Origin of the sequence: Mesorhizobium sp. M0136, assembly GCF_040322515.1 — a bacterium.
Taxonomy (GTDB): Bacteria; Pseudomonadota; Alphaproteobacteria; order Rhizobiales; family Rhizobiaceae; genus Mesorhizobium.
On the sequence record NZ_JAMYTP010000030.1, the window covers coordinates 1 to 22789 of the forward strand.

Annotated in this window: 18 protein-coding genes; 15 read left to right on the top strand and 3 right to left on the bottom strand. The window is 62.4% G+C overall.

Annotation, left to right across the window (positions count from 1 at the left end):
* Positions 1-316 precede the first annotated feature (316 nt).
* From NKJ35_RS26945 to NKJ35_RS26960, 4 genes are all read left to right on the top strand, one after another.
* Complete coding sequence (locus NKJ35_RS26945) at positions 317-2329, top strand: acetyl-CoA carboxylase biotin carboxylase subunit (RefSeq protein WP_352650461.1); 2013 nt, start codon at positions 317-319, stop codon at positions 2327-2329.
* 422 nt (positions 2330-2751) lie between these two features.
* Complete coding sequence (gene dnaE, locus NKJ35_RS26950; RefSeq protein ID WP_352650462.1) at positions 2752-6279, top strand: DNA polymerase III subunit alpha; 3528 nt, start codon at positions 2752-2754, stop codon at positions 6277-6279.
* Positions 6280-6318: 39 nt separating this feature from the next.
* A complete protein-coding gene (locus NKJ35_RS26955) occupies positions 6319-7329 on the top strand; it encodes a methyltransferase (RefSeq protein ID WP_352650464.1) in 1011 nt (336 codons plus the stop codon).
* Between the two features lie 108 nt (positions 7330-7437).
* Positions 7438-8241 (top strand): ion channel, encoded by an 804-nt coding sequence (locus NKJ35_RS26960; RefSeq protein WP_352650513.1) that lies wholly within the window; start codon positions 7438-7440, stop codon positions 8239-8241.
* Positions 8242-8250: 9 nt separating this feature from the next.
* On the opposite strand, the gene NKJ35_RS26965 is transcribed toward NKJ35_RS26960, so the two are convergent.
* On the bottom strand, positions 8251-9132 hold the full coding sequence (locus tag NKJ35_RS26965) for a DMT family transporter (RefSeq protein WP_352650466.1): 882 nt from the start codon (positions 9130-9132) through the stop codon (positions 8251-8253).
* Between the two features lie 174 nt (positions 9133-9306).
* On the opposite strand from NKJ35_RS26965, the gene NKJ35_RS26970 reads away from it, so the two are divergent.
* On the top strand, positions 9307-9813 hold the full coding sequence (locus NKJ35_RS26970; RefSeq protein WP_352650468.1) for a hypothetical protein: 507 nt from the start codon (positions 9307-9309) through the stop codon (positions 9811-9813).
* A 3-nt stretch (positions 9814-9816) separates the two neighbouring features.
* On the opposite strand, the gene NKJ35_RS26975 is transcribed toward NKJ35_RS26970, so the two are convergent.
* A complete protein-coding gene (locus NKJ35_RS26975) occupies positions 9817-11145 on the bottom strand; it encodes a DNA polymerase IV (protein ID WP_352650470.1) in 1329 nt (442 codons plus the stop codon).
* A 68-nt stretch (positions 11146-11213) separates the two neighbouring features.
* Between NKJ35_RS26975 and NKJ35_RS26980 the strand changes: the two genes are divergently transcribed.
* Positions 11214-11789, top strand: coding sequence for a GNAT family N-acetyltransferase (locus tag NKJ35_RS26980; protein WP_352650472.1), 576 nt, complete (start codon positions 11214-11216; stop codon positions 11787-11789).
* Positions 11790-11890: 101 nt separating this feature from the next.
* Positions 11891-13444: a hypothetical protein gene (locus tag NKJ35_RS26985; RefSeq protein ID WP_352650474.1), complete on the top strand. Its 1554-nt coding sequence runs from the start codon at positions 11891-11893 to the stop codon at positions 13442-13444.
* 183 nt (positions 13445-13627) lie between these two features.
* Here NKJ35_RS26985 and NKJ35_RS26990 read toward each other — a convergent pair whose 3' ends face one another.
* The gene (locus NKJ35_RS26990; protein ID WP_254820136.1) at positions 13628-13927 is read right to left on the bottom strand and encodes a DUF3572 domain-containing protein; all 300 of its coding nucleotides are present in this window, start codon (positions 13925-13927) and stop codon (positions 13628-13630) included.
* A gap of 173 nt (positions 13928-14100) precedes the next feature.
* On the opposite strand from NKJ35_RS26990, the gene NKJ35_RS26995 reads away from it, so the two are divergent.
* The 8 genes from NKJ35_RS26995 (at position 14101) to NKJ35_RS27030 (ending at position 22672) form a co-directional block, all read left to right on the top strand.
* Positions 14101-14517, top strand: coding sequence for a response regulator (locus NKJ35_RS26995; protein ID WP_348625950.1), 417 nt, complete (start codon positions 14101-14103; stop codon positions 14515-14517).
* A gap of 33 nt (positions 14518-14550) precedes the next feature.
* Positions 14551-15924, top strand: a complete 1374-nt coding sequence (locus NKJ35_RS27000; RefSeq protein ID WP_352650476.1) for a PleD family two-component system response regulator — start codon at positions 14551-14553, stop codon at positions 15922-15924.
* A 462-nt stretch (positions 15925-16386) separates the two neighbouring features.
* Positions 16387-17121 carry a FadR/GntR family transcriptional regulator gene (locus tag NKJ35_RS27005; protein ID WP_254820138.1) on the top strand — a complete coding sequence of 245 codons (735 nt, stop codon included), beginning with the start codon at positions 16387-16389 and terminating at the stop codon, positions 17119-17121.
* Positions 17118-18305: a PLP-dependent transferase gene (locus NKJ35_RS27010; RefSeq protein WP_254820139.1), complete on the top strand. Its 1188-nt coding sequence runs from the start codon at positions 17118-17120 to the stop codon at positions 18303-18305. Before NKJ35_RS27005 ends, NKJ35_RS27010 begins: the two co-directional genes overlap by 4 nt.
* A gap of 30 nt (positions 18306-18335) precedes the next feature.
* Positions 18336-19613, top strand: a complete 1278-nt coding sequence (locus tag NKJ35_RS27015) for an ABC transporter substrate-binding protein (protein ID WP_254820140.1) — start codon at positions 18336-18338, stop codon at positions 19611-19613.
* A 215-nt stretch (positions 19614-19828) separates the two neighbouring features.
* Positions 19829-20752 carry a carbohydrate ABC transporter permease gene (locus tag NKJ35_RS27020; protein WP_254820141.1) on the top strand — a complete coding sequence of 308 codons (924 nt, stop codon included), beginning with the start codon at positions 19829-19831 and terminating at the stop codon, positions 20750-20752.
* On the top strand, positions 20752-21600 hold the full coding sequence (locus NKJ35_RS27025; protein WP_352650479.1) for a carbohydrate ABC transporter permease: 849 nt from the start codon (positions 20752-20754) through the stop codon (positions 21598-21600). The genes NKJ35_RS27020 and NKJ35_RS27025 overlap by 1 nt, the downstream gene beginning before the upstream one ends.
* A 4-nt stretch (positions 21601-21604) precedes the next feature.
* Positions 21605-22672: an ABC transporter ATP-binding protein gene (locus NKJ35_RS27030; protein WP_352650482.1), complete on the top strand. Its 1068-nt coding sequence runs from the start codon at positions 21605-21607 to the stop codon at positions 22670-22672.
* Positions 22673-22789 lie beyond the last annotated feature (117 nt).

The window sequence follows — 22789 nt, forward strand, 5'->3', positions numbered from 1 at the left end:
CCTTGATCTCGACCAGCACCTCGCCATCGCGAGGGCCCTCGAGGTCGACCTCCATGATCTCCAGCGGCTTTCCGGCGGCGACGGCAACAGCGGCGCGCGTTTTCATCAGGCAATCCTCCCAAGACGGTCTGCAATCCAAGCTAGATTTAACTTACCATTCAGCTCCGCGCTATGCACGAAGCGACGTTCCGACCCCGGATTTTCGTCAGCACCCGCCGATCTGCTGCGGGATAGGCTCCGACTTTGCCTTGACCGCCCTTCTGAAGCCCATAAAACGGGAAGCCGTAAAAAAGGGCAGCCGAGGGACGAGGCCTGCATGTTCACAAAGATCCTGGTCGCCAACCGTGGCGAGATCGCCTGCCGCGTGATCAAGACGGCGCGCAAGATGGGCATCGTCACCGTCGCGGTCTATTCCGATGCCGACCGCGACGCCGTGCATGTCGAAATGGCCGACGAGGCGGTGCATATCGGGCCTTCGCCGGCCACGCAAAGTTATCTGGTCCCGGAAAAGATCATCGCCGCCTGCAAGGCCACAGGAGCAGAGGCCGTGCATCCCGGCTACGGTTTCCTGTCCGAGCGGGCATCCTTCTGCGAAGCGTTGGAGCAGGAAGGCATCGTCTTCATTGGCCCGAAGCCCAAGGCCATCAAGGCGATGGGCGACAAGATCGAATCGAAGAAGTTCGCCAATGCGGCCAAGGTGTCGACGGTGCCCGGCTGGCTCGGCGTCGTCGAAAACGCCGCCCATGCCGAAAGAATAGCCGGCGAAATCGGCTATCCCGTGATGATCAAGGCCTCGGCCGGCGGCGGCGGCAAGGGCATGCGCATTGCCTGGAGCAAGGCAGAGGTGCGCGACGGCTTCGACCGGGCGCGGTCGGAGGCCAAAAGCTCGTTCGGCGATGACCGCGTCTTCATCGAAAAGTTCATCGTCGACCCGCGCCATATCGAAATCCAGGTGCTCGCCGACGCGCATGGCAGCACGCTCTATCTCGGCGAGCGCGAATGTTCGATCCAGCGCCGCAACCAAAAGATCGTAGAGGAGGCGCCGTCGCCGTTCCTCGACGCCAAGACCCGCAAAGCCATGGGCGAGCAGTCGGTGGCGCTGGCCAAGGCCGTCGACTACCAGAGCGCCGGCACGGTCGAGTTCATCGTCGACAGCGACAAGAACTTCTATTTCCTGGAAATGAACACGCGGCTGCAGGTCGAGCATCCGGTGACGGAACTCGTCACCGGCATCGACCTGGTCGAGCAGATGATCCGCGTGGCAGCCGGCGAAAAGCTCGCCATCAAGCAGAGCGACGTCAAGCTGAACGGCTGGGCGGTGGAAAGCCGCCTCTATGCCGAAGATCCGTATCGCAACTTTCTGCCGTCGATCGGCAGGCTGACCAAGTATCGGCCGCCCGAGGAAGGAAAGTTCGGCGACATCGTTATCCGCAACGATACCGGCGTCACCGAAGGCTCGGAAATCTCGATGTTCTATGACCCGATGGTCGCCAAGCTGTGCACCTGGGCGCCGACACGGCTGGCGGCGATAGACACGATGTCGGAGGCGCTGGACAGTTTCGTCGTCGACGGCATCGAGCACAACATACCGTTCCTGGCGGCGCTGATGCAGCATCCGCGCTGGCGGGAAGGTCAGATATCGACCGGGTTCATCGCCGAGGAGTATCCCGACGGCTTCGCGCCGATTGTGCCAGACGCCGAGGAGAAAGCGGTGCTGGCCGCGATTGCCACCGCGGTGGAACTGCTGCGCCGCGACCGGCTCGACCGGCTGGGCGGGCGGCTGGCGCCGCATTCCGGCGCCTTGAAACGCGATTGGGTGGTGAAGATCGGCCCGGACTATCTTTCGGTCGCCATCGTCGAAGGGATGATTTCCATTCCGATGGAGCTCGACCTCACAATCGACGGCGGCAAGGCACTGACTGTGGCATCCGACTGGCGGCCGGGCGATCTCATCTGGCGCGGCACGGTCGGCGGCCGCAAGGTCGCGGCGCAGGTCAGGCCGGTGCTGAACGGGTTCCGCATCGCCTGGAAAGGCATCTCGGTGACAGCCCGCGCCATGCTGCCGCGCACTGCCGAGCTCGAAAGGCTGATGCCGGAAAAAGTGGCGCCGGATACCTCGAAGATGCTGCTTTGCCCGATGCCCGGCCTCGTCGTGTCGATCGCCGTTGCCGAGGGGCAGGAGGTCAAGGCCGGCGAGACGCTTGCCGTGGTCGAAGCGATGAAGATGGAGAACGTGCTGCGCGCCGAGCGCGACCTCATCGTCTCGAAGCTCAACGCCAAGCCCGGCGACAGCCTTGCCGTCGATGCGGTGATCATGGAATTCGCGTGAGGCTGTAATCTGCTTGAGGTTGGCGGGACGGAGGGGAGCGAAGGAACGCGACCTTGCAATTGGTTGAGCACGCTCGCTTGAGGAGGGACAAGGCGAGGGGCGTGCGGAATTAGCTTTTTTTGCCCTCACAACGTATTTTGTTCTTGCTTTGTGCCGGCAGCTATGCTATTAATTTCGATATGGTGCTAAATGGCTCCAACGACCCGCCCGCTGTGGCGGGTTTTGTGTTTCCGGCCTGAGGTTGGTGGGACTGCGCCCCTCTCTGTCCTGCCGGACATCTCCCCCACGAGGGGGGAGATCGGCAGCTTCGGCGGTTGCTCTAAACGTCCAAAGCTCCAATCGCTTCTGCTGGACTCGTGTTACCCGGTGCCGGACGATACATCTTGATCGACTGAGTCCCTGTGAGGCGGCGCGAAAAAACCATGGCTGATGAGAGACTTCCACGCGATCCCTTGCTGCGCGAGGCCTATGCAAAGGCATCGCGGGCAGAGGCGGCGGCGCGTCGGTTCATTCATCTGCGCGTGCATTCGGCCTATTCGCTGCTCGAAGGTGCCTTGCAGCTCGGCAAGATCGTCGGCCATGCGGTGCAGGACGAATGCCCGGCAATCGCCGTCACCGACACCAACAACCTGTTCGGTGCGCTGGAATTCGCGCAAAAGGCAGTGAAGGACGGCATCCAGGCGATCATCGGCTGCCAGATCGACCTCGCCTTTTCCGGTGAGGCGAACGACAGCCAGCGCGACCGCAGGCGGCAGGGGCCGGAGATGCGGCCGGTGGTCCTGATCGCCGCCACCGAGGCCGGCTACGGCAATCTGGTCAGGCTGGTCAGCCGCGTCTACCTCGAGACACCGCCCGGCGAGGCGGTGCATCTGACGAGCGAGATGCTGCAGGGAAATTCCGACGGTCTGATCTGCCTTACCGGCGGGCCGCGCGGTCCGATCGGCAATGCCTTGAAAGAGGACCGCCGTGAACTAGCCGAGACCCGGCTGCTGGCGCTCAAGGGTCTGTTCGGCGACCGGCTCTATGTCGAACTGGAACGCGTCTCCGGCTACGACCGCGCGATCGAGCAGTCGTCGGTCGATCTCGCCTACCGCCACGATCTGCCGCTGGTTGCCACCAACGAAGCGTTTTTCTTCTCTCGTGAAGACTATGAGGCGCATGACGCCCTGATCGCCATCGCCGAAGGTTCCGTGGTTGCGGCCGATAATCGCCGCCGCCTGTCGCCCGACAATTTCCTGAGAAGCCAGGCCGACATGGCGAGGCTGTTCGCCGACCTGCCGGAAGCGATCGACAACACGGTCGAGATCGCACTGCGCTGCTCCTACTATCCGAAGACACGAAACCCGATCCTGCCGCGCTTTGCCGGCCGCGATGTCGCCGACGCCGATGCGGCGGTCAAGGCGGAGGCGCAGGAGCTTGCCAGGCAGGCGCATGAAGGGCTGGAGGCGCGGCTGGCGGCGCACGGGCCGACGCCCGGCTATACAGTCGAGCAATATCGCGAGAGGCTGGATTTCGAGCTCGGGGTCATCGAGAAGATGAAATATCCCGGCTATTTCCTGATCGTTGCCGACTTCATCAAATGGGCCAAGGCGCAAGGCATTCCAGTCGGCCCGGGCCGCGGATCAGGCGCCGGCTCGCTGGTCGCGTATTCGACGACCATCACCGACATCGATCCGCTGCGTTTTTCGCTGCTGTTCGAGCGCTTCCTCAATCCCGATCGCGTGTCGATGCCCGACTTCGACATCGACTTCTGCCAGGACCGGCGCGAGGAGGTCATCCGCTACGTCCAGCAGAGATACGGCCGCGACCAGGTCGGCCAGATCATCACCTTCGGCACGCTGCAGGCGCGCGCCGTGCTGCGCGACGTCGGCCGCGTGCTGCAGATGCCTTACGGGCAGGTCGATAAGCTGAGCAAGATGGTGCCGTCGAACCCGGCCAATCCGGTCAAGCTCGCCGACGCCATCGCCAACGAGCCGCGCTTTGCCGAGGAGGCCGAGCGCGAGCCGATCGTACAGACGCTGCTCGACACGGCGCAGAAGCTGGAAGGTCTGTACCGACACGCCTCGACTCATGCCGCCGGCATCGTCATCGGCGACCGGCCGCTGTCTGAACTGGTGCCGATGTACCGCGATCCGCGCTCGGACATGCCGGTCACCCAGTTCAACATGAAATATGTCGAGCAGGCCGGGCTGGTGAAATTCGACTTCCTTGGCCTGAAGACGCTGACCGTGCTGGACAGGGCGGTCAAGCTGATCCGCCGCCGCGGCATCGAGATCGATCTTGCCCACATTCCGCTCGACGACCCGGAAACCTACGCCATGCTGTCGCGCGGCGAAGTGGTCGGCGTGTTCCAGGTGGAAAGTGCCGGCATGCGCAAGGCGCTGATCGGCATGCGGCCCGACTGTATCGAGGACATTATCGCGCTGGTTGCGCTCTACCGGCCGGGACCGATGGAGAACATCCCGACCTACAACGCCAGAAAGCACGGCGAGGAGGAGATGGCGTCGATCCACCCGAAGATCGACCATCTCGTCAGGGAGACGCAAGGCGTCATCGTCTACCAGGAACAGGTGATGCAGATTGCGCAGGAGCTCTCCGGCTATTCGCTGGGCGAAGCCGATCTGCTGCGCCGCGCCATGGGCAAGAAGATCCGCGCCGAGATGGACAAGCAGCGCGAGCGCTTTGTTTCGGGCGCGGTCGAGCGCGGCGTCGGCAAGCCGCAAGCCGACTTCATCTTCGACCTGCTGGCAAAGTTTGCCGACTACGGTTTCAACAAATCGCATGCCGCCGCCTATGCCGTCGTCTCCTACCAGACCGCCTATCTGAAGGCGCATTACCCCGTCGAATTCCTGGCGGCATCGATGACGCTCGACATGGGCAATACGGACAAGCTCGCCGATTTCCGCCAGGATGCGCTGCGCCTCGGCATCGAGGTGGTGGCGCCGTCGGTGATGACGTCGTTCCGGGATTTCGAGGTCGGCGAGAACCGCATCTTCTATTCGCTGGCCGCGCTCAAGGGCGTCGGCGACGCCGCAGTCGAGCACATCGTCGCCACGCGCGGCGAAAAACCGTTCAAGAGCCTCGCCGATTTCTGCGAAAGGGTCGATCCGAAGATCGTCGGCAAACGCGTCTTCGAGAGCCTGATCATGGCCGGCGCGCTCGACTGCTTCGGTCTCGACCGCGCGGCGATGATGGCCGGCGTCGAGCGGATGATGGGGCTGGCGTCCTTGGCGCAGCAGAATGCCGTCACAGGCCAGCACGACATCTTTGGCGCCTCGCTGGGCGCACAGTCGCAGGCACTCAACTTGCCGGCGACCGACCCCTGGCTCGCCGCCGACCGCCTGCACCGCGAGTTCCAGGTGGTCGGGTTCTATCTCTCGGCGCATCCGCTCGACGAATACAAGGCGGCGCTGCAGAAAATGCGGGTGCAGACCTGGGCCGAATTCTCGGCCGCCGTCAAACGCGGTGCGGCCGCCGGCCGGCTCGCCGGTACCGTCACCACCAAGCAGGAACGCAAGACGCGCACCGGCAACAAGATGGGCGTCGTGCAGTTTTCCGACACGTCCGGCCAGTATGAAGCGGTGCTGTTTTCCGAGGGACTGGCGCAATATCGCGACCTGCTCGAGCCCGGCCGCTCGGTGGTCATCACCGTTTCGGCCGAGGACAGGCCGGAAGGCGTCAATCTGCGCATCCAGACCGTGCAGTCGCTGGAGGACGAGGCAAGCCGCATCCAGAAAGCGCTACGCATCTTCGTGCGCGACGCAGCACCGATCGGCACGCTTGCCGGCCAGCTTGCCGTCAAGGGCGAGGGACAGGTAAGCTTTGTGCTGATAAAGGATGACGGCCAGGGGGAGGTCGAGATCGAATTGCCCAGTCGTTATCGTATCTCGCCGCAGATCGCGTCAGCCATGCGCGCGGTGCCGGGCGTGGTTGAAGTGGAGCTGGTTTAAAATACCGAAACCTTCGGGTTTTGGCGATTGGGGGGCGCCATGGATGAACGCGCAGCCGCTGTCGAACTGACACGGATGGTCAACGGGTACCGCGTCTCGCAGGCGATCTCGGTCGCCGCGACGCTCGGCATCGCCGACCACATCAAGGACGGCAAGCGCTCGGCAGCAGATCTTGCAAGCCTGACCGACACACATCCGCGCGCGCTCTATCGGTTGCTGCGGGCGCTTGCGGCGGTCGGCATATTTCACGAGGCAGAGGACGGGCAGTTCTCGCTAACGCCGCTTGGCGCCGCCTTGCGCTCCGATGCTGAGTTTTCCGCTGCACCCTGGGCCGCCTTCGTCGGAAGGCCCTATTACCGGCAAGCGTGGAGCGAACTGCTCTACAGCATCCAAACCGGCAAGAACGCATTTCGCCACGCGCATGGCAAGGGCGTCTGGGAATACCGGGCAGAGCATCCAGAGGAGTCCGCTATCTTCGATCGCGCCATGGCAGCGAATTCGCGCGGCGTGGCGGCAGCCATCCTGGCGGCGTATGATTTTTCGTCGTTTCCGGTCATCATGGACGTCGGCGGTGGCCAGGGCGCGCTGCTTGCCGAAGTCCTGGCCGCGACCCCGGGCAGCCGCGGCATCCTTTTCGACCAGCCGCATGTGGTAGCGCCGGCCGCCTCGGTGCTGGCGGCGAAAGGTGTCGCCGATCGCTGTGAGATCGTCGGAGGCGATTTCTTTGCCGAGCTGCCCGTGGCGGCCGACGCGCTGCTGCTCAAATGGATTTTGCATGACTGGGACGACGAGACCAACGTCGCGATCCTGCAAAACTGTCGCCAGGCGATCCGTGCGGGCGGCAAGTTGCTGGTTTTTGAGGCCGTGCTTGAGCCGCCAAATCAGGGGGCGAATGCCAAATTCTCCGACCTCAACATGCTGGTCGCGCCCGATGGCCAGGAGCGGACGGCCGATGAATTCAAGTCGCTGCTGGCAAAGGGTGGCTTCGAGGTGACCGAGATCATCCAGGCAGGGCCACGCATCAGCGTTGTAGAGGCAAGGCCGGTTTGATCGCGGCTGGCGCCATTTGCCGCAACCGCCGGGATCGGTCGGATGGCGCAAGCTTCCGCCTGCCTTGTCGACTGGACGGCTGTCGCAGCGAAGGCTATCGCGATCGTCATGAAGGTAGCTGACAAGAACGGAGCCCAAGATATTTCAGCCTTGGCCCGGCTGCGCGACATGTTGCGCAAGCTGTATCACGGGCGCACAGCGGCGGCGTTCCGGTTTCAGCTTGCGGCCGTTGTCATCGACCTTGCCATCATTGCCTTTTTCATCGCCACGCCGGTGATCCAGAAGTCGTCTTCGTTCCTCTGGCTGGACTACTCCGTGGCAGCACTTGTCGCCGCCGACATGATTGCCCGGCTGCTTGCCTCCAACGACATGCTGCGCCTGATGAAACAGCCGGCGTCGTGGATTGATGCCTTCATCCTGCTGACTCTGCTGATGCCTACGGCGCTGGCCAATCTCGGTTTTTTGCGCATCCTGCGGCTGTGGTCGCTGTCGCGTAGCGGCGCGCTGTGGCGATTTCTCGAGATGCGCGGCTTCAGGCGATGGCGCGAGGCGAGCCGTGCGGTCATCAATTTCCTGACATTCCTCTTTGTCATCACGGGTTTCGTCTACACCTTCTTCTTCCGCACCGTGGGTGGTCTCGAGGGCTATGTCGATGCGCTGTATTTCACGGTCGCCACGGTCACCACGACCGGTTTCGGTGACATCGTCCTGCCCGGTGTGGCCGGCAAGCTCACCGCGATCGCCACCATGATCATTGGCATATCGCTGTTCGTCCGGCTTGCACAGGCGCTCTTCCGTCCCGCCAAGGTGTTCTTTCCTTGCCCGCAATGCGGGCTGCAGCGGCACGAGCCCGACGCCGTTCATTGCAAGGCCTGTGGGCACGTTCTGAACATACCCGACGACGGCGATTGAAACGCAGGGCTACGCTGCCGCCACTTCCGCAGGTTTGGCGGCTTTTTTCTGCAGATTGAGCAGATTGCCAAGCAGGATCAGCAGGGCCCCGCCGGCGGTGAAGGCGTCGATCTGCTCGTGATAAAGCAGCCATCCGATCATCGCCGACAGCGGTACGCGCAAAAAATCCATTGGCGAGATGACCGTCGCATCGGCATAGACAAGTGCGCGGGCCATGCAGAAATGCGACGACATGCCGGTAAACGCGATCAGCAGGATCCACGGCCAGAGCTCGAGCGGCGGGTTGCGCCATTCGTACAGCGCCGGGACGAGGCCAAGCACCGACTGGATGATCAGCATCCAGAAGATGATGCGCACGACGCTGTCCGTCCGCGTCAGCGACTTGACGAGAACCACCGAGACGCCGAAGCAGACCGCTGCTCCTAGCACGATAACATGCCCCGGATTGACCGCGCCGACGCCCGGACGCACGATGATCACCACGCCGATCAGCCCCAGCACGATCGCCGCCAGCCTTGGCCGGGAGAGCCTTTCGCCGAGGAAAGCTACCGCCAGCAGCGCAGTCCAGATCGGCGTCGTGAATTCGATCGAGATCAGCACCGCAAGCGGGATCAGCGTCAAGGCATAAAGCCAGGCAGCCTGGCCGGTATAATGGACGACGTTGCGGGCGAGATGGGCCAGCGGACGCCCGGTGCGCATCGCCGGAAAACCGCCTGACATCATGACCAGCGGCAGCAGGATGAAAAAGCCGATCACCGAGCGCAGCTCGAGCACCTGGAAGACGTTGAGTTCTGCCGTCGTGGCGCGGCCGGCCACCGACATCGCCAGGAACGAGGCGACCGACAGCGCCATCCAGAACGCGGCCTTGGGGATCGAGGGTGCGGGTGCCATGGGCGCTATGTCGCAAGCCGGCGCTTTCATCGCAACCGCTAGCCGGCGCATTCGACTGGGCCAGCCGTGAAGCGTTGCAAACAGTGATGTTGAAGCCGGAACCCGCTGCTGAGGGAAGCGTTGGTCCCTCAGTGTTTGCGTGCTGTGTTTTGGATACCAACGAGGAGCGGTCCGATGAAATCACTTGCACGATTTGTACTTGCCGGGTGCCTGACGGCCGGGGCCGGCGCAGCGCATGCCGACGATCCGGATTTTCTTCGCTCATTCCAGGGGAATTTCGCCGGCAAAGGCACCGTCAAGGTCACCACCGATGCGCCGACGGTGAATGTCTCCTGTCATTTCAATTCCGACGCAACGTCGAGCTCGCTATCGCTCGACGGCAGCTGCCGCGGTCTTATCGTGGTGAAACGCGCCATCAGCGCCGATCTCAAATCGAGCGGGACGAAATACACCGGCACCTATGTCGGATCGCGCACCGGGCCGGCGCAATTGAGCGGCAGCCGCTCCGGCAACGCGATCAATCTCGGCATTCGTTGGGCCAAGGAGGTCAATGGCGACCGCAGGGCGCAAATGACTGTTGAGAAAACCGGCGAGGACGGCATGCGGCTGACCGTTATCGATACCGATCCGAAAACCGGCAAGAGTGTGGTGACCAGCAGGATCGATCTGCGGCGCACCTGACTATCACTCCTCGACCGGTTCGGGCGGATGGGCATCGCGGCCCTTGCCGAAGGTATAGCCGGTTTCCACCGCCCTGCGGCCGAACTTGCCGCGCAGCGTATCGATAGCGCCTTCGGCCATGGCGCGCTTGCGTGACTGGACGTCGACCAGATCGGGCGGGTCCGCCCGGTCATCGTCGGAGAGGTCGCTGACGCCAATGCCGAGCAGCCGGTATTTCGTGCCGTCGGCCTCCTTGCGCAGCAGTTCGAGCCCGGTCTGAAAGATGCGGTCGGCCAGCCGGGTCGGATCGCCGAGCTGGCGATTGCGCGTGCGGATCTTGAAATCCTGGGTCTTCAGCTTGAGGACGACGGTGCGTCCGGCAATGCCGGACTTTTTCAGCCGGGCCGAGACTTTTTCCGACAGCGCCCTCAGCACCGAAACCAGGTCGTCGACGGAGGCGATGTCGGTGTCGAAAGTGGTTTCCGCCGAGACGCTTTTCGCGTCCTGGTCGGGAACGACGCGACGGTCGTCCTCGCCGCGCGAGAGCCGGTAGAGCCGGTCACCCATAACGCCGTAGCGGCGCATCAGATCGCCGCGCTCCATGCGCTGCAGCTGGCCGATGGTGCGGATGCCGTCGCGCTCGAGCGTGACGGCAAAGGCCTTGCCGACCCCCCAGATTAGCGTCACCGGCTGCTCGGCCAGGAAGCCAATAGCCTCGGTCTCGCCGATCACCGAAAAGCCGCGTGGCTTGCGGAAGTCCGATGCCACCTTGGCCAGGAACTTGCAATAGGAAAGGCCAGCTGAAACGGTGATGCCGATCTCCTTTTCCACCCCGAGTGCGAAGCGCGCCAGCACCACCGCAGGCGGCAGGCCATGCAGGCGCTCGGTACCGGCGAGGTCGAGAAAGGCCTCGTCGATCGAGAGCGGCTCGACCAGCGGCGTCAGCGCCTGCATCATGGCGCGCACCTCGCGGCCGACGCGCACGTATTTTTCCATGTCCGGCGGCAGAACCACCGCTTCGGGACAGGCTTCGAGCGCCTTGAACATCGGCATTGCCGAGCGCACGCCATGGATGCGGGCGATGTAGCATGCGGTGGATACGACGCCACGCTTGCCGCCCCCGATGATCAATGGTCGGTCCTTCAACGCAGGGTTGTCGCGCTTTTCGACCGCCGCGTAGAACGCGTCGCAGTCGATATGGGCAAGGCGCAACCGGTAGAGCTCCGGATGGCGGGCGAGCCTTGGACTGCCGCAGCGCTCGCAACGGCGTGCCTCGCTGCGCTGAAAATTCAGGCAGTCGCGGCAAAAACCGTGTTCGGGGTTGTTGACAGGAGCCGCCATCGCTGCGAACATAAAGAGAACAAATGCAATGGTACGTCAGGACGGACGCCACGACAAGGCGGTGGGCCGGGAGAGAGCTCATGAATACGACCATAGCGCCGCTAGTGCCTGAGCTTTGGGCGGATTTCGAGGATCTTTTCGGCAAGCAGGGCGCCTGTTACGGCTGCTGGTGTACGCATTTCCGGTTAGCGCCTGCGGTGCGCCGCGCGAGCAATCGCGAGCGCAACAAGGACCACATCAAGGCGCGAATCGAGGCCGGGCCGCCGCCCGGCCTGTTGGCTTTCGAGGGTGGCCAGGCGGTTGGCTGGATGCAGATCGGCCCGCGTGCCGACGTGCCCGAATGGAACAACCAGGGCAGGGGGTCGGCGCCGATCGACCCCGCCGACGCCGCCGATCCGGGCGTCTGGGCGATCTCCTGCTTCTTCATCCGCACCAAGGCACGCGGCAGGGGCCTGTCGCACCGCCTGGTCGCGGGCGGCATCGACTTCGCGCGCGAGAACGGCGCGCGGCTGATCGAGGCCTGCCCCATCGACCTGTCGAAGGATTCGCGATCGATCGGGCTGTTCGTCGGCTCGTCGCGGGTCTTCGAAAAGGCCGGGTTCCAGCGGTTGGTCGAACGCAAGCCGGGCCGACCGCTGGTGCGGCTGGTGCTTTAGCAGCCGCAGGCCATTCGGGTCGCGCCGCCTCGCCTTGCGGTTGGGGTGGTAATTTCCTACGAAATGAGAAAGTGCAGATAATTCCAATGGCCCAACGGAGAATGAGCGTGAACCGTGTCCTGCCAGTCGTCTTTGTGCTCGCGCTCAGCGCACCCGCCTTCGGCCAAGCGGTCGACAGGCAAGGCGCAAAGCAGCTTTCCGACGACCTGGCGCACTATATCGGCAAGAAGCCGTTCGACATCGGGTTCGTGAAAATTTCAGTCGACGGCGATGCCTACAAGCTCGCTTTCGACTTCAAGCCGGTCACGGATTTGATGGCAAAGCAGCAGGCCTTCAAGTTCGACGTCACGCCTTACTTCATCTTGGTCAAGCCACGCAAGGATGGACACTGGGACGTTTCGGCGGACGTGTCCCCGAAGGGGTCTATCGATTTCGTTGGCCCTGAGGGGGCGCAGCACATCGACTTCTCCGTGTCAGACAACAAGTTCACCGGAGTTTATGACCCTGACCTGGCCGCTTTCGCGAGCGCAACCGGTTCGATGGCTGGGATGACGATGACCACCCGAGAGCCCAAGCAGCAGGCGGATGTCACGGTCGGTGCTGGCACTGCCGCAATAGTTTCGACCAAATCCGCAAATGGCGGCATCGATTTCACGGTGACGGAAAAAATAACGAACTTCGCCGAAACGATCAAAGTCAACGATCCCAAAAATGGGTTGAGTTTTCCGGCTGCTGTAAAAGCGCCTCAACTTTCCGTGGACGCGACCGGCAAGGGTTTGCGGACAAAGCCGCTGCTCGACCTGCTTGCTTTCATCGTGGCGACTGATGATGCAGCCAAATTCAAGGCGGATGAGGCGGAGTTCAAATCGCTTCTGACGGCAGCACTGCCATTGTGGGAGCGGATCGACGGCACCTACGGCTTCAATGACTTTGTGGTGGAGAGCCCGGTAGGCAAGTTGGGTGCGACGCAACTGAAGACCGCCGTCGGCATGGACGGCATCGCCAAGGACGGCAAGATCAACTACGCGTTCAAGATTTCCGGCCTGACAATGCCACAGCAGGTGCTGCCCAGCTGGAGCGTTGCGTTGCTGCCGACGGATATCGACCTCAACTTCGGCGGCACCAACATCGATCTGGACAGCATGGCGAAGAAAACCATCGAAACCCTTGATTTCAGCAAGGATCCACCGCTGCCGGCAGATTTCGGCAAGCAGATCTTCGCCGATTTCCTGGCCAAGACGCCAAAGGCCATTCTCGGACACAGCACGATCAAGAACGGCAACATCGAGATTGCGATGGAAGGTGAAATGACGTTCCCCGGCAAGAAGCCCGAGACGAGCATGACCATCGATGTCGCGGGCTACGACAAGATCGTGGAGGCCCTGCAGACGGCGGCTAAGACCGAACCGGAAGCGGCACAGTATTTTCCGTTCGCACTCGCCGTCAAAGGGTTCGGCAAGGCACTGCCGGATGGTCGACTGGAATGGATCATCAACGGCAAGGCAGACGGCTCGGTCACGGTCAACGGCGCCATGCTGAAGCCGGCCGATGCCGTTCAGGACAACCCCATGATGGACCCAAGCGATGTTACCGTTCCGGATCATGGCTCGGGCGAGAATGACGATGGCGGGGCAGGGGCGAAGTTGAAACCCTAAATGCCGAGGTTGGAGCGGTTCATCGTTTCACGAAAACGCCGATCCGCTCCATGTCTTTGTTTTTGCGCAATTCCAGACGGAAAACCGTTTCACGCTTTCCTGGAATTGCTCTCCACGCGGCTGGCGTCAAAGCCCGAGTGCACTCACGATTTTCGGCGCGGCGATCTGTCTCGGGATCGTCCCTTATATCGAACGCTCATGATTGTCGTCGCCGAGCGGCAACGCCCGCAATGCCTTACCGATTGCGGCGGGCGGCGTTCCGGTCTCCTCGGAAAAACGCATCAGCGTCGGCTCGTGGGCAAGGATGAACTGCAGCACGCCGGCCAGGAATCCCGGCTCACCCGCCGCCTGGCGGATGGAATGGGCTTCGATGCCGGTGATCGCCAGGAAGCGGGGGAGAAGTTCCGGATCGGCGGCGACGAAGCCCAGCGCCTTTACGGCAATCGTTTCCGCTTCCTCGCGCATTGACGCTGCGTTTGCCATCGCTACCTTCCTTCGTGGGCGGAATCGTTCTGTTTTCGCAGTAGTGGCAAGTGTCGCCGGCAGCAAGCTCGCCGACCTGGAATCCGAAAGCTTTTAGGGCGGCCGGTTTCCGTTTCGTCAATCATATTGCCGTATAGTGGGAACAGGTTTGGTGCGTGCCGACAAAGGGGCGCATGACGGCACCCTTCGAGTGGAAGGCCAGCCGGGACGGGAAATCGATGCCAAAGAAGGTTATGATCGTCGAAGACAACGAGCTCAACATGAAGCTCTTTCGCGACCTCATCGAAGCGAGCGGCTACGAGACGGTGCGCACACGCAACGGCCTGGAAGCGCTGGATCTGGCGCGGCAGCACAGGCCGGACCTCATCCTGATGGACATCCAGCTGCCGGAAGTGTCGGGCCTCGAGGTCACCAAATGGCTGAAGGAGGACGATGATCTCCACGTCATCCCGGTCATTGCGGTCACCGCCTTCGCCATGAAGGGCGATGAGGAACGCATCCGCCAGGGGGGCTGCGAAGCCTATATCTCCAAACCGATCTCGGTGCCGCGTTTCATTGAAACCATCAAATCCTACCTGGGCGATGCCTGATGTATTTTTCCAGCCGAGCCGGAGCTTTGTGAAATGACCGCGCGGATCCTCGTCGTCGACGACATCCCAGCCAATGTCAGGCTGCTGGAGGTCCGGCTGCTCGCCGAATATTTCGAGGTTCTGACCGCCACCAACGGGCCGGATGCGATCGAGATCTGCGAGAACGGCAAGGTCGATGTCGTGCTGCTCGACGTGATGATGCCCGACATGGACGGGTTCGAGGTCTGCCGGCGGCTGAAGGGCGACCCGGCGACATCGCACATCCCGGTCGTGATGATCACCGCGCTCGACCAGGTTTCGGACCGGGTGCGCGGCCTCGAGGCCGGCGCCGACGATTTTTTGACCAAGCCGGTCAACGATCTGCAGTTGATGACGCGCGTCAAGAGCCTGGTCAGGCTGAAGTCGCTGACCGATGAGCTGCGGCTGCGCGCCTCGACGACACGCAATATCGGCATCGAGGAGCTTTTGAGCCGCAACTTCGCTACCGATGACGCGGTGCCGAAGGTGCTGCTGGTCGACGAGCGCAAATCCTCGTTCGAGCGCATCCAGAAGATGCTGCGCGGCAGTGCCGCTCTCGACGTCGCCAACGATCCGCATGCCGGCTTCTTCCAGGCCGCCGAGCTGCCCTACGAATGCGTGATGATCTCGACGGCCTTCGCCGATTTCGACCCGCTGAGGCTCTGCTCGCAATTGCGCTCGCTTGATCGCACCCGTTTCCTGCCGATCATCCTTCTGGCGGACGAGGGCGAGGAGGGGCGTATCATCCGCGGCCTCGAACTCGGCATCAACGATTATCTGATGCGGCCGATCGACCAGCAGGAGCTGACGGCGCGGCTGCGTACGCAGGTTCGCCGCAAGCGCTACAACGACCAGCTTCGCGCCAGCGTCACCCAGACCATCGAGATGGCGGTGACCGATGCCCTGACCGGCCTGCACAACCGCCGCTATCTCGACAGCCATCTGCAGACGCTGTTCGACCGCGCCGTGGCACGGCGCCGGCCGCTGTCGGTGATGATCACCGATCTGGATCGCTTCAAGAGCATTAACGACGCGCATGGCCATGACGGCGGCGACGACGTGCTGCGCGAATTCGCGCGGCGGCTGCGCAAGAATGTGCGCGGCATCGATCTAGCCTGCCGCTTCGGTGGCGAGGAGTTCGTGGTGGTGATGCCGGACACGGACGGCGCGGTAGCCGAAAAGGTCGCCGAGCGCATTCGCGCCGAAATCGCCCAACTGCCGTTTGCCGTTGGCAGCGAGGGCAAAGCGATCGAAGTCACCGTCAGCGTCGGCGTGTCGTCGGTGCTGAAAGGCGTGGACACGGTCGCGGCGCTGATGAAACGAGCCGACCTCGCGCTCTATGAGGCCAAGAGCGGCGGCCGCAATCGCGTCGTCGCCAAGGCGGCGTAGCACCATAGACGAATTAGCCAGTCAACCCGACAAGGTTACGAATTTACCTTAATCCAAGCGAGTTGCGAGGCTTGGTTAAGAAACTGTTGATTTTCATAAGTTGTTGCGCAAATGTGCAGCCCTTAGACGTAACCGGCACGAGGTCTAGATCGCCGGTTCGACCCAAAGAATACCCCATGATGCTCAGGTCCGCCGCATCTCCTGGGTCCGTGGGGTCGGCTGGCCGGCGCTGGCACATAGTGGCCTCCTCGTACCGCTGCCAAACGCCGGCCGGCCCCCAATTTCAAAACACATCAGGATTCTGCGCCAAGACCCGGAAAACGCTTTGGTTTTGTTGCGGCAGCGACAGCGCCCTTTGGAATAGCCGGCTGGGCAGAGCGTATGCGCCCGCAGTCGGTTGACAGGGCCTGTCTTCTATGCAGAAATTGGTTGGACCATTGAGCCATTTGGTGACCCGTTGGCATGACCGAATTCGGCCTTTCCCCCATACAGGCAACTGCTCGCGACGACGCGGTGCTCAAGGCGCTGGCCGGCTTTGTAATGCGGGAAGCTCTCGGGCCCGGCCAGAGACTGCCGACCGAACGCATCCTGGCCGAGCGCCTCAAGGTGAGCCGCAACACCGTGCGCGAGGCGCTGACGCGCTGGGAAGGGCTCGGCCTGGTCGAACGGCGGCAAGGCAGCGGCACCTATCTCAAGGGAGTGGTCTCGCTGGACATGCTGCACATGCCGCTGACGCTGGCCGGCGGCAATGATTTCACCAGCCTGATGCAGACGCTGGAAATCCGCCGGGCACTGGAAGCGGAAGCCGCTGCCCTGTGCGCCATTCGCGCGGACCAGGCCGAGATCGCCGAGATCGCGCGCAAGCTCGACATTATGGAGCAGGCCTTCCACACCCGCGCAGGGATGTCGGCGGAGGAGGACTGGGAATTCCACCAGTCGATCTACCGCAGTTCCGGCAATCCGCTCTTCGAGCAGATCATCGCCGCCATGCACGAACTGTTCCACCGTTTCTGGGAGCATCCGCTCGGCGTGCGTGATTTCGGCCACGCCAGCTTTCCTTACCACCGCACCATCTACGAACGCATTGCCGCGCACGATCCGGAGGGGGCCCGGGCCGAGGCGCTCAAGCTGATCGCCACCGTCGAGGACGATCTGAAGCGCGGCGCGGCCAAACTCGAACTTTCAGGCCAGAAATGAGCGATCATCCCGCCGGTTTCGAAAACGACTATCTCGCCGAGGCAGCGACGCTTCTCGCCCATGACGAACCTTTCCCCGGCGGTGCCGTGGTGCCGCCGATCTACCAGACTTCGCTCTTCACCTTCTCCAATTATTCGGAGATGGCCGATACATTCGCCGGCAGGCGACGCCAGCCGATCTATTCGCGCGGCGACAACCCGACGGTCATGGAGTTCGAGGCGCGTGTCGCCGCTCTCGAAGGCGCGGAGGCCGCGCGCGGCTTTTCCAGCGGCATGGCGGCGATCAGCGCCACGGTGCTTGCTTTCGTCGGTGCCGGCGAGCGCATGGTTGTCGTGCGCAATTGCTACGGCGATGCCTACCGGCTGTTCGAACGGCTTTTGCCACGGCTCAACATCAAGGTCGACTATGTCGACGGTTCCGATCCGGACGCGGTCGCCGCGGCACTCCCCGGCGCCAAGCTGCTCTACCTGGAAAGCCCGACGTCGATGATGTTCGAGCTCCAGGACATAACCCACCTGGCGCGGCTGGCCAAAGAGCAGGGCATCGTCACCACGATCGACAATTCCTGGGCGACGCCGGTGTTCCAGAAGCCGATTTCGCACGGGGTCGACCTGGTGCTGCATTCGGCCTCGAAATACCTCGGCGGCCACAGCGATACCGTCGCCGGTGTGGTGGCCGGTTCGGCTGCCCATATCCGACATATCAACGAGCAGACCTATTCCTACCTCGGCGGCAAACTTTCGCCTTTCGAGGCCTGGCTGTTGCTGCGCGGGCTGCGCACATTGCCGCTGCGGTTGCCGCATCACATGAAGAGCGGGCTGACCATCGCCGAACGGCTGAAAGCGCATGGCCATGTCGAGCGCGTCAACCACCCGGCCTATTCCAACCATCCGGGCAAGGCGACGCTTGCCGGCTATGCCGGGCTGTTCTCATTCGAGGTGACGGAAGACGTCGACATCCCGGCTTTCGTCGATGCGCTGAAACTCTTTCGCATCGGCGTCAGCTGGGGCGGCCATGAGAGCCTGGTCGTTCCAGCAAAGGCCTCGCTCGAGCAGACGCCGGGCCTGAATTCGATGGCGCGCTTCGGCGTCAGCCCGCGAACCATCCGGTTCAGTGTCGGATTGGAAAGTGTCGAAGGCCTGTGGGCTGACGTTGCCCAGGCGTTCGACAAAGCAAAAAGATAAATGGAGCCGTTCAAAATGGGAGTGCTGAACATGAAAAAACTGAGCATCCTTCTTGGTGCCGTCGCAGGTCTGGCGATTTCCGCCGGCAGCGTGCTGGCCGATTCCACGGTCAAGATGGTCGAGGTCATCACCAGCCCGCCGCGTACCGAATTCCTCAAGAAACAGATCGCCGAGTTCGAGGCGGCCAATCCGGGTGTCAAGGTCGAGCTGGTATCGCTGCCCTGGGGCCAGGCGTTCGAGAAGTTCCTTACCATGGTGCAGGCCGGCGACACGCCCGACATCGTCGAGATGCCGGAACGCTGGATGGGCCTCTATGCGACCAACGGCCAGCTCGAGGATCTCGGGCCATATATGGCCAAATGGGACGATGCCAAAACGCTGGGCGAGCGTGCCAAGCAGTTCGGCTCGACGGTCGACAACAAGCAGTACATGATCCCTTACGGCTATTACCTGAACGCGCTGTTCTGGAACAAGAAGCTGTTCAAGGAGGCCGGTCTGGACGGTCCGCCGGCAACGCTCGATGAATTCGTCGAGGACTCCAAAAAAATCTCGGCAATACCGGGCAAATACGGCTACTGCCTGCGCGGCGGCCCTGGCGCCTTCAACGGCATGCACATGTTCATGAACATTGCCGCGGGCAAGGGCGGCTATTTCAACGAGGACGGCACCTCGACCATCAACGAGGAAGGGTCGGTCAAGGGCCTGCAGATGCTCGCCGACATGTACAAGAACGGCCTGGCGCCGAAAGACGCGGTGAGCTGGGGTTTCAACGAGACCGTCACCGGGTTCTATAGCGGCACCTGCGCCATGCTGAACCAGGATCCCGACGCGCTGCTCGGCATCGCCGACAAGATGAGCGCCGACGACTTCGCCGTGGCGCCGATGCCAGTCGGGCCGAGCGGCAAATCCTATCCGACGCTCGGTTATGCCGGCTGGGCGATGTTCGCCAATTCCCAGCACAAGGACGATGCCTGGAAGCTGATGGCAACGCTTTTGTCGCCCAAGGACAATCTGGAATGGGCAAAGGAAGTCGGCGTCATTCCAATCCACAACGGCGCCGACCAGGACGCTCACTTCAGGACCGAGCAGTTCAAAGGCTGGTTCGAGGAACTGAACAACGGCGACAAATACGAGATGGTGACGCCTCCGACGCATCTGGAAAATCTCGGCAATTTCGTCGACCAGGTGGCGATCAAGAATTTTCAGGAAGTGCTGCTTGGTCAGAAGGCGGCAAAGGACGTGGCCGACGAATGGGCCAAGTTCCTGACCAAGGAACAGCAGGACTGGATGGCCAAGAACAAGAAATAGCTTTCCTCCCTTCTCCCCGTTCACGCGGAGAAGGTGTCAAAAAGTGACAGATGAGGGGCGGCGCCAACCCGTCGTGGCTCGTGTTGCCTCTCATCTGCCTGCCCGTCCTCCGCAGCAGCTGCGCTGCAGCGGCGGAGGGTGGACCGGCATCTCCCCGTAAACGGGAGAGGCGCTGTCGCCAGCCCATGCTTGCCCCAGGAGACGATCCAGCACCCATGACCTACGCCGTGTCCGAAATACGATCCGTCGGCAGGCCGCGAAAAAAGCGGCTATCCCATGCCGCAATCGAGCCCTGGCTCTATCTCAGCCCGGCGATCGTGCTGCTGGTCGTCGTGCTGCTGGTGCCGCTGGTTATCGGTATCGGTTACTCGTTCCGCAAATTCTCCGCTTTCAAATCCGAATATGTCGGACTTGGGCAGTATCAGGCGATGCTGTCGGATCCCGTGCTCGGGCAGGCGCTCGTCAACACGCTGTGGTGGACGGCAGCCAGCCTGTTCTTCCAGTTCTTCCTCGGCCTTGGCCTGGCGCTGCTGCTAGACACGCCTTTCCGGGGCAGAAAGATCGTGCAGGCGGTGGTGTTCCTGCCCTGGGCGGTGCCGTCCTTCCTCTCGGGCCTGACCTGGGCCTGGCTGTTCAACCCGATCATCGGGCCGCTGCCGCATTGGCTCTACGCCTCGGGGCTGAAGACCGAGCCAACCAACGTGCTCTCCGATCCCTCGACAGCCATGTGGGGACCGATCGTCGCCAATGTCTGGTTCGGCATTCCCTTTTTTGCCATCACGCTTTTGGCGGCGTTGAAGTCGATCCCGTCAGAACTGCATGAGGCGGCGGCCATCGACGGCGCCTCGCCGTGGCAACGCTTTACCAAGGTGACGCTGCCATTCCTGGCGCCAACCATCGTCATTACCGTCATGCTGCGCACGATATGGATCGCCACCTTCGCCGACCTGATCTTCGTCATGACTGAAGGCGGGCCTGCCGGTTCGACGGCCACGGTGCCGGTCTATATCTACGTCAGCGCGTTCAAGTCGCTGGACAAGGGCTATGCCTCCGCTGTGGCGGTGCTGCTGCTTGTGCTGCTCATCGTCTATGCGGTTGCGCTGATCGGCATCCGCCGTTCGCTGGTAAGGCACGTCTGATGATTGCCGGACGCTCCGTCTCCTCGCGCGTTCTCGGCGGCATCGGCCTTTACGGCGCGATCGGAGCCTACATGGCCTTCGCGCTGTTCCCGATCTTCTGGACGTTGAAGATCTCGGTCACGCCGGAGCGGCTGCTCTATTCCGAAGGCATCACTTTCTGGCCGTCGCAAACGACGCTGCAGAACTTCGTCACCGTGCTCGAAGCCACCGATTTTCCGCGCTATTTCCTAAACAGCGTTATCGTTTCGGTGTCGACGGCCGCCTTCGTAACGGTCATTGCCACGCTTGCCGGCTACGCCATGTCGCGTTTTTCGTTCCGCGGCAAGGCGACCCTGGCTATCCTGCTTTTGCTCACCCAGACTTTTCCGCTGGTCATGGTCATTCCGCCGATCTACCGCATCATGGGGCAGATCGGTCTCATCAACAGCCTGACCGGCCTCGTCATCATCTACACCGCCTTCAATACAGCCTTTGCAACCTTCCTGATGCAGTCGTTCTTCGACGGCATCCCGCGAGACCTGGAAGAGGCAGCGATGATCGACGGCTGCACGCGCCTGCAGGCGATGCGCAAGGTGATCGTGCCGCTGACGCTGCCCGGCATGGGGGCGACGCTTGGTTTCGTCTTTACCGCCGCGTGGAGCGAGTTGCTGTTTGCGCTGATGCTGATTTCCAGCGACGACCAGAAGACTTTCGCGGTCGGCTTGCTCACCTATATCGGCAAATTCGCGGTCGACTGGGGACAAATGATGGCGGCTTCCATCCTGGCGCTGATCCCCGTCTGCGTCTTCTTTGCCTTCCTGCAGCGTTACCTCGTCACCGGCCTTACCGCCGGCGCCATCAAGGGATAAATCGATGGCCTCCGTCACACTCGACAAAGTCCGCAAAGACTATGGAGCCGTGCGCGTCCTGCACGCGGTCGATCTCGAAATCGCCGACGGCGAGTTCGTGGTCCTGGTCGGCCCGTCCGGCTGCGGGAAATCGACCCTGCTGCGCATGATCGCCGGGCTGGAGGAGGTCTCCGACGGCGAGATCCATATTGGCGAGCGCCTGGTTAACGACATCGCGCCAAAGGACCGCGACATCGCCATGGTGTTTCAGTCATACGCGCTCTATCCGCATATGGACGTGTCGAAGAACATGGGCTTCAGCCTGATGTTGAGGAAGGCCGGCAAGCCAGCTATCGAAGCAAGGGTGGACGCCGCCGCCAAGCGGCTCGGGCTCGATGCCCTTCTGCAACGCCTACCGCGGCAATTGTCCGGCGGCCAGCGCCAGCGCGTCGCCATGGGGCGGGCCATCGTGCGCGACCCGAAGGTTTTTCTCTTCGACGAGCCGCTTTCGAACCTCGACGCCAAGCTGCGCGTCCACATGCGTGCCGAGATAAAGGCGCTGCACCAGCAATTGAAGACCACTTCGGTCTATGTCACCCATGACCAGACCGAAGCGATGACAATGGCCGACCGTATCGTCGTCATGCATGACGGCCTAGTCCAGCAGGTCGGCGCGCCGCTCGATCTGTACGACCGGCCGGTCAACATGTTCGTCGCCGGGTTCATCGGCTCGCCCGGCATGAATTTTCTGCCTGCCGTGGTTGAAAAGGGCGCCGGGCCGGATGCCATCCTGGCCGACGGCCAGAAGCTGAGGCTGCCCGACGGCCTGCCGCTCAGGGATGGCGATGCGATCACCGTAGGCTTGCGGCCCGAGCATATCCGGCTCGCCGACAATGGCGCGCTGAAAGGCGAGGTGGGCGTGGTGGAGCCGCTCGGCTTGTCGACCCAGTTCTATACCAGGCTTGCCGGCCAGCAGGTCTGCGTGTTTGCCATGGGCCGGGCCAGCGTGAAACCGGGTGAGGGTGTGCGCCTGTCGGCTGATCCGGCGTCGCTGCATCTGTTCGATCCGGCAAGCGGCGATCGCATCGACTAGAGCGGTTCCGGTTCTCTTGGAACCGGTAACTCGCTCTAACTATCTGTTTTGCCGCATTTATGCGGACGCCAAATGATTCCATTTGGCTGCAAAATGCTGTAGTCCTGAATTCCCGAA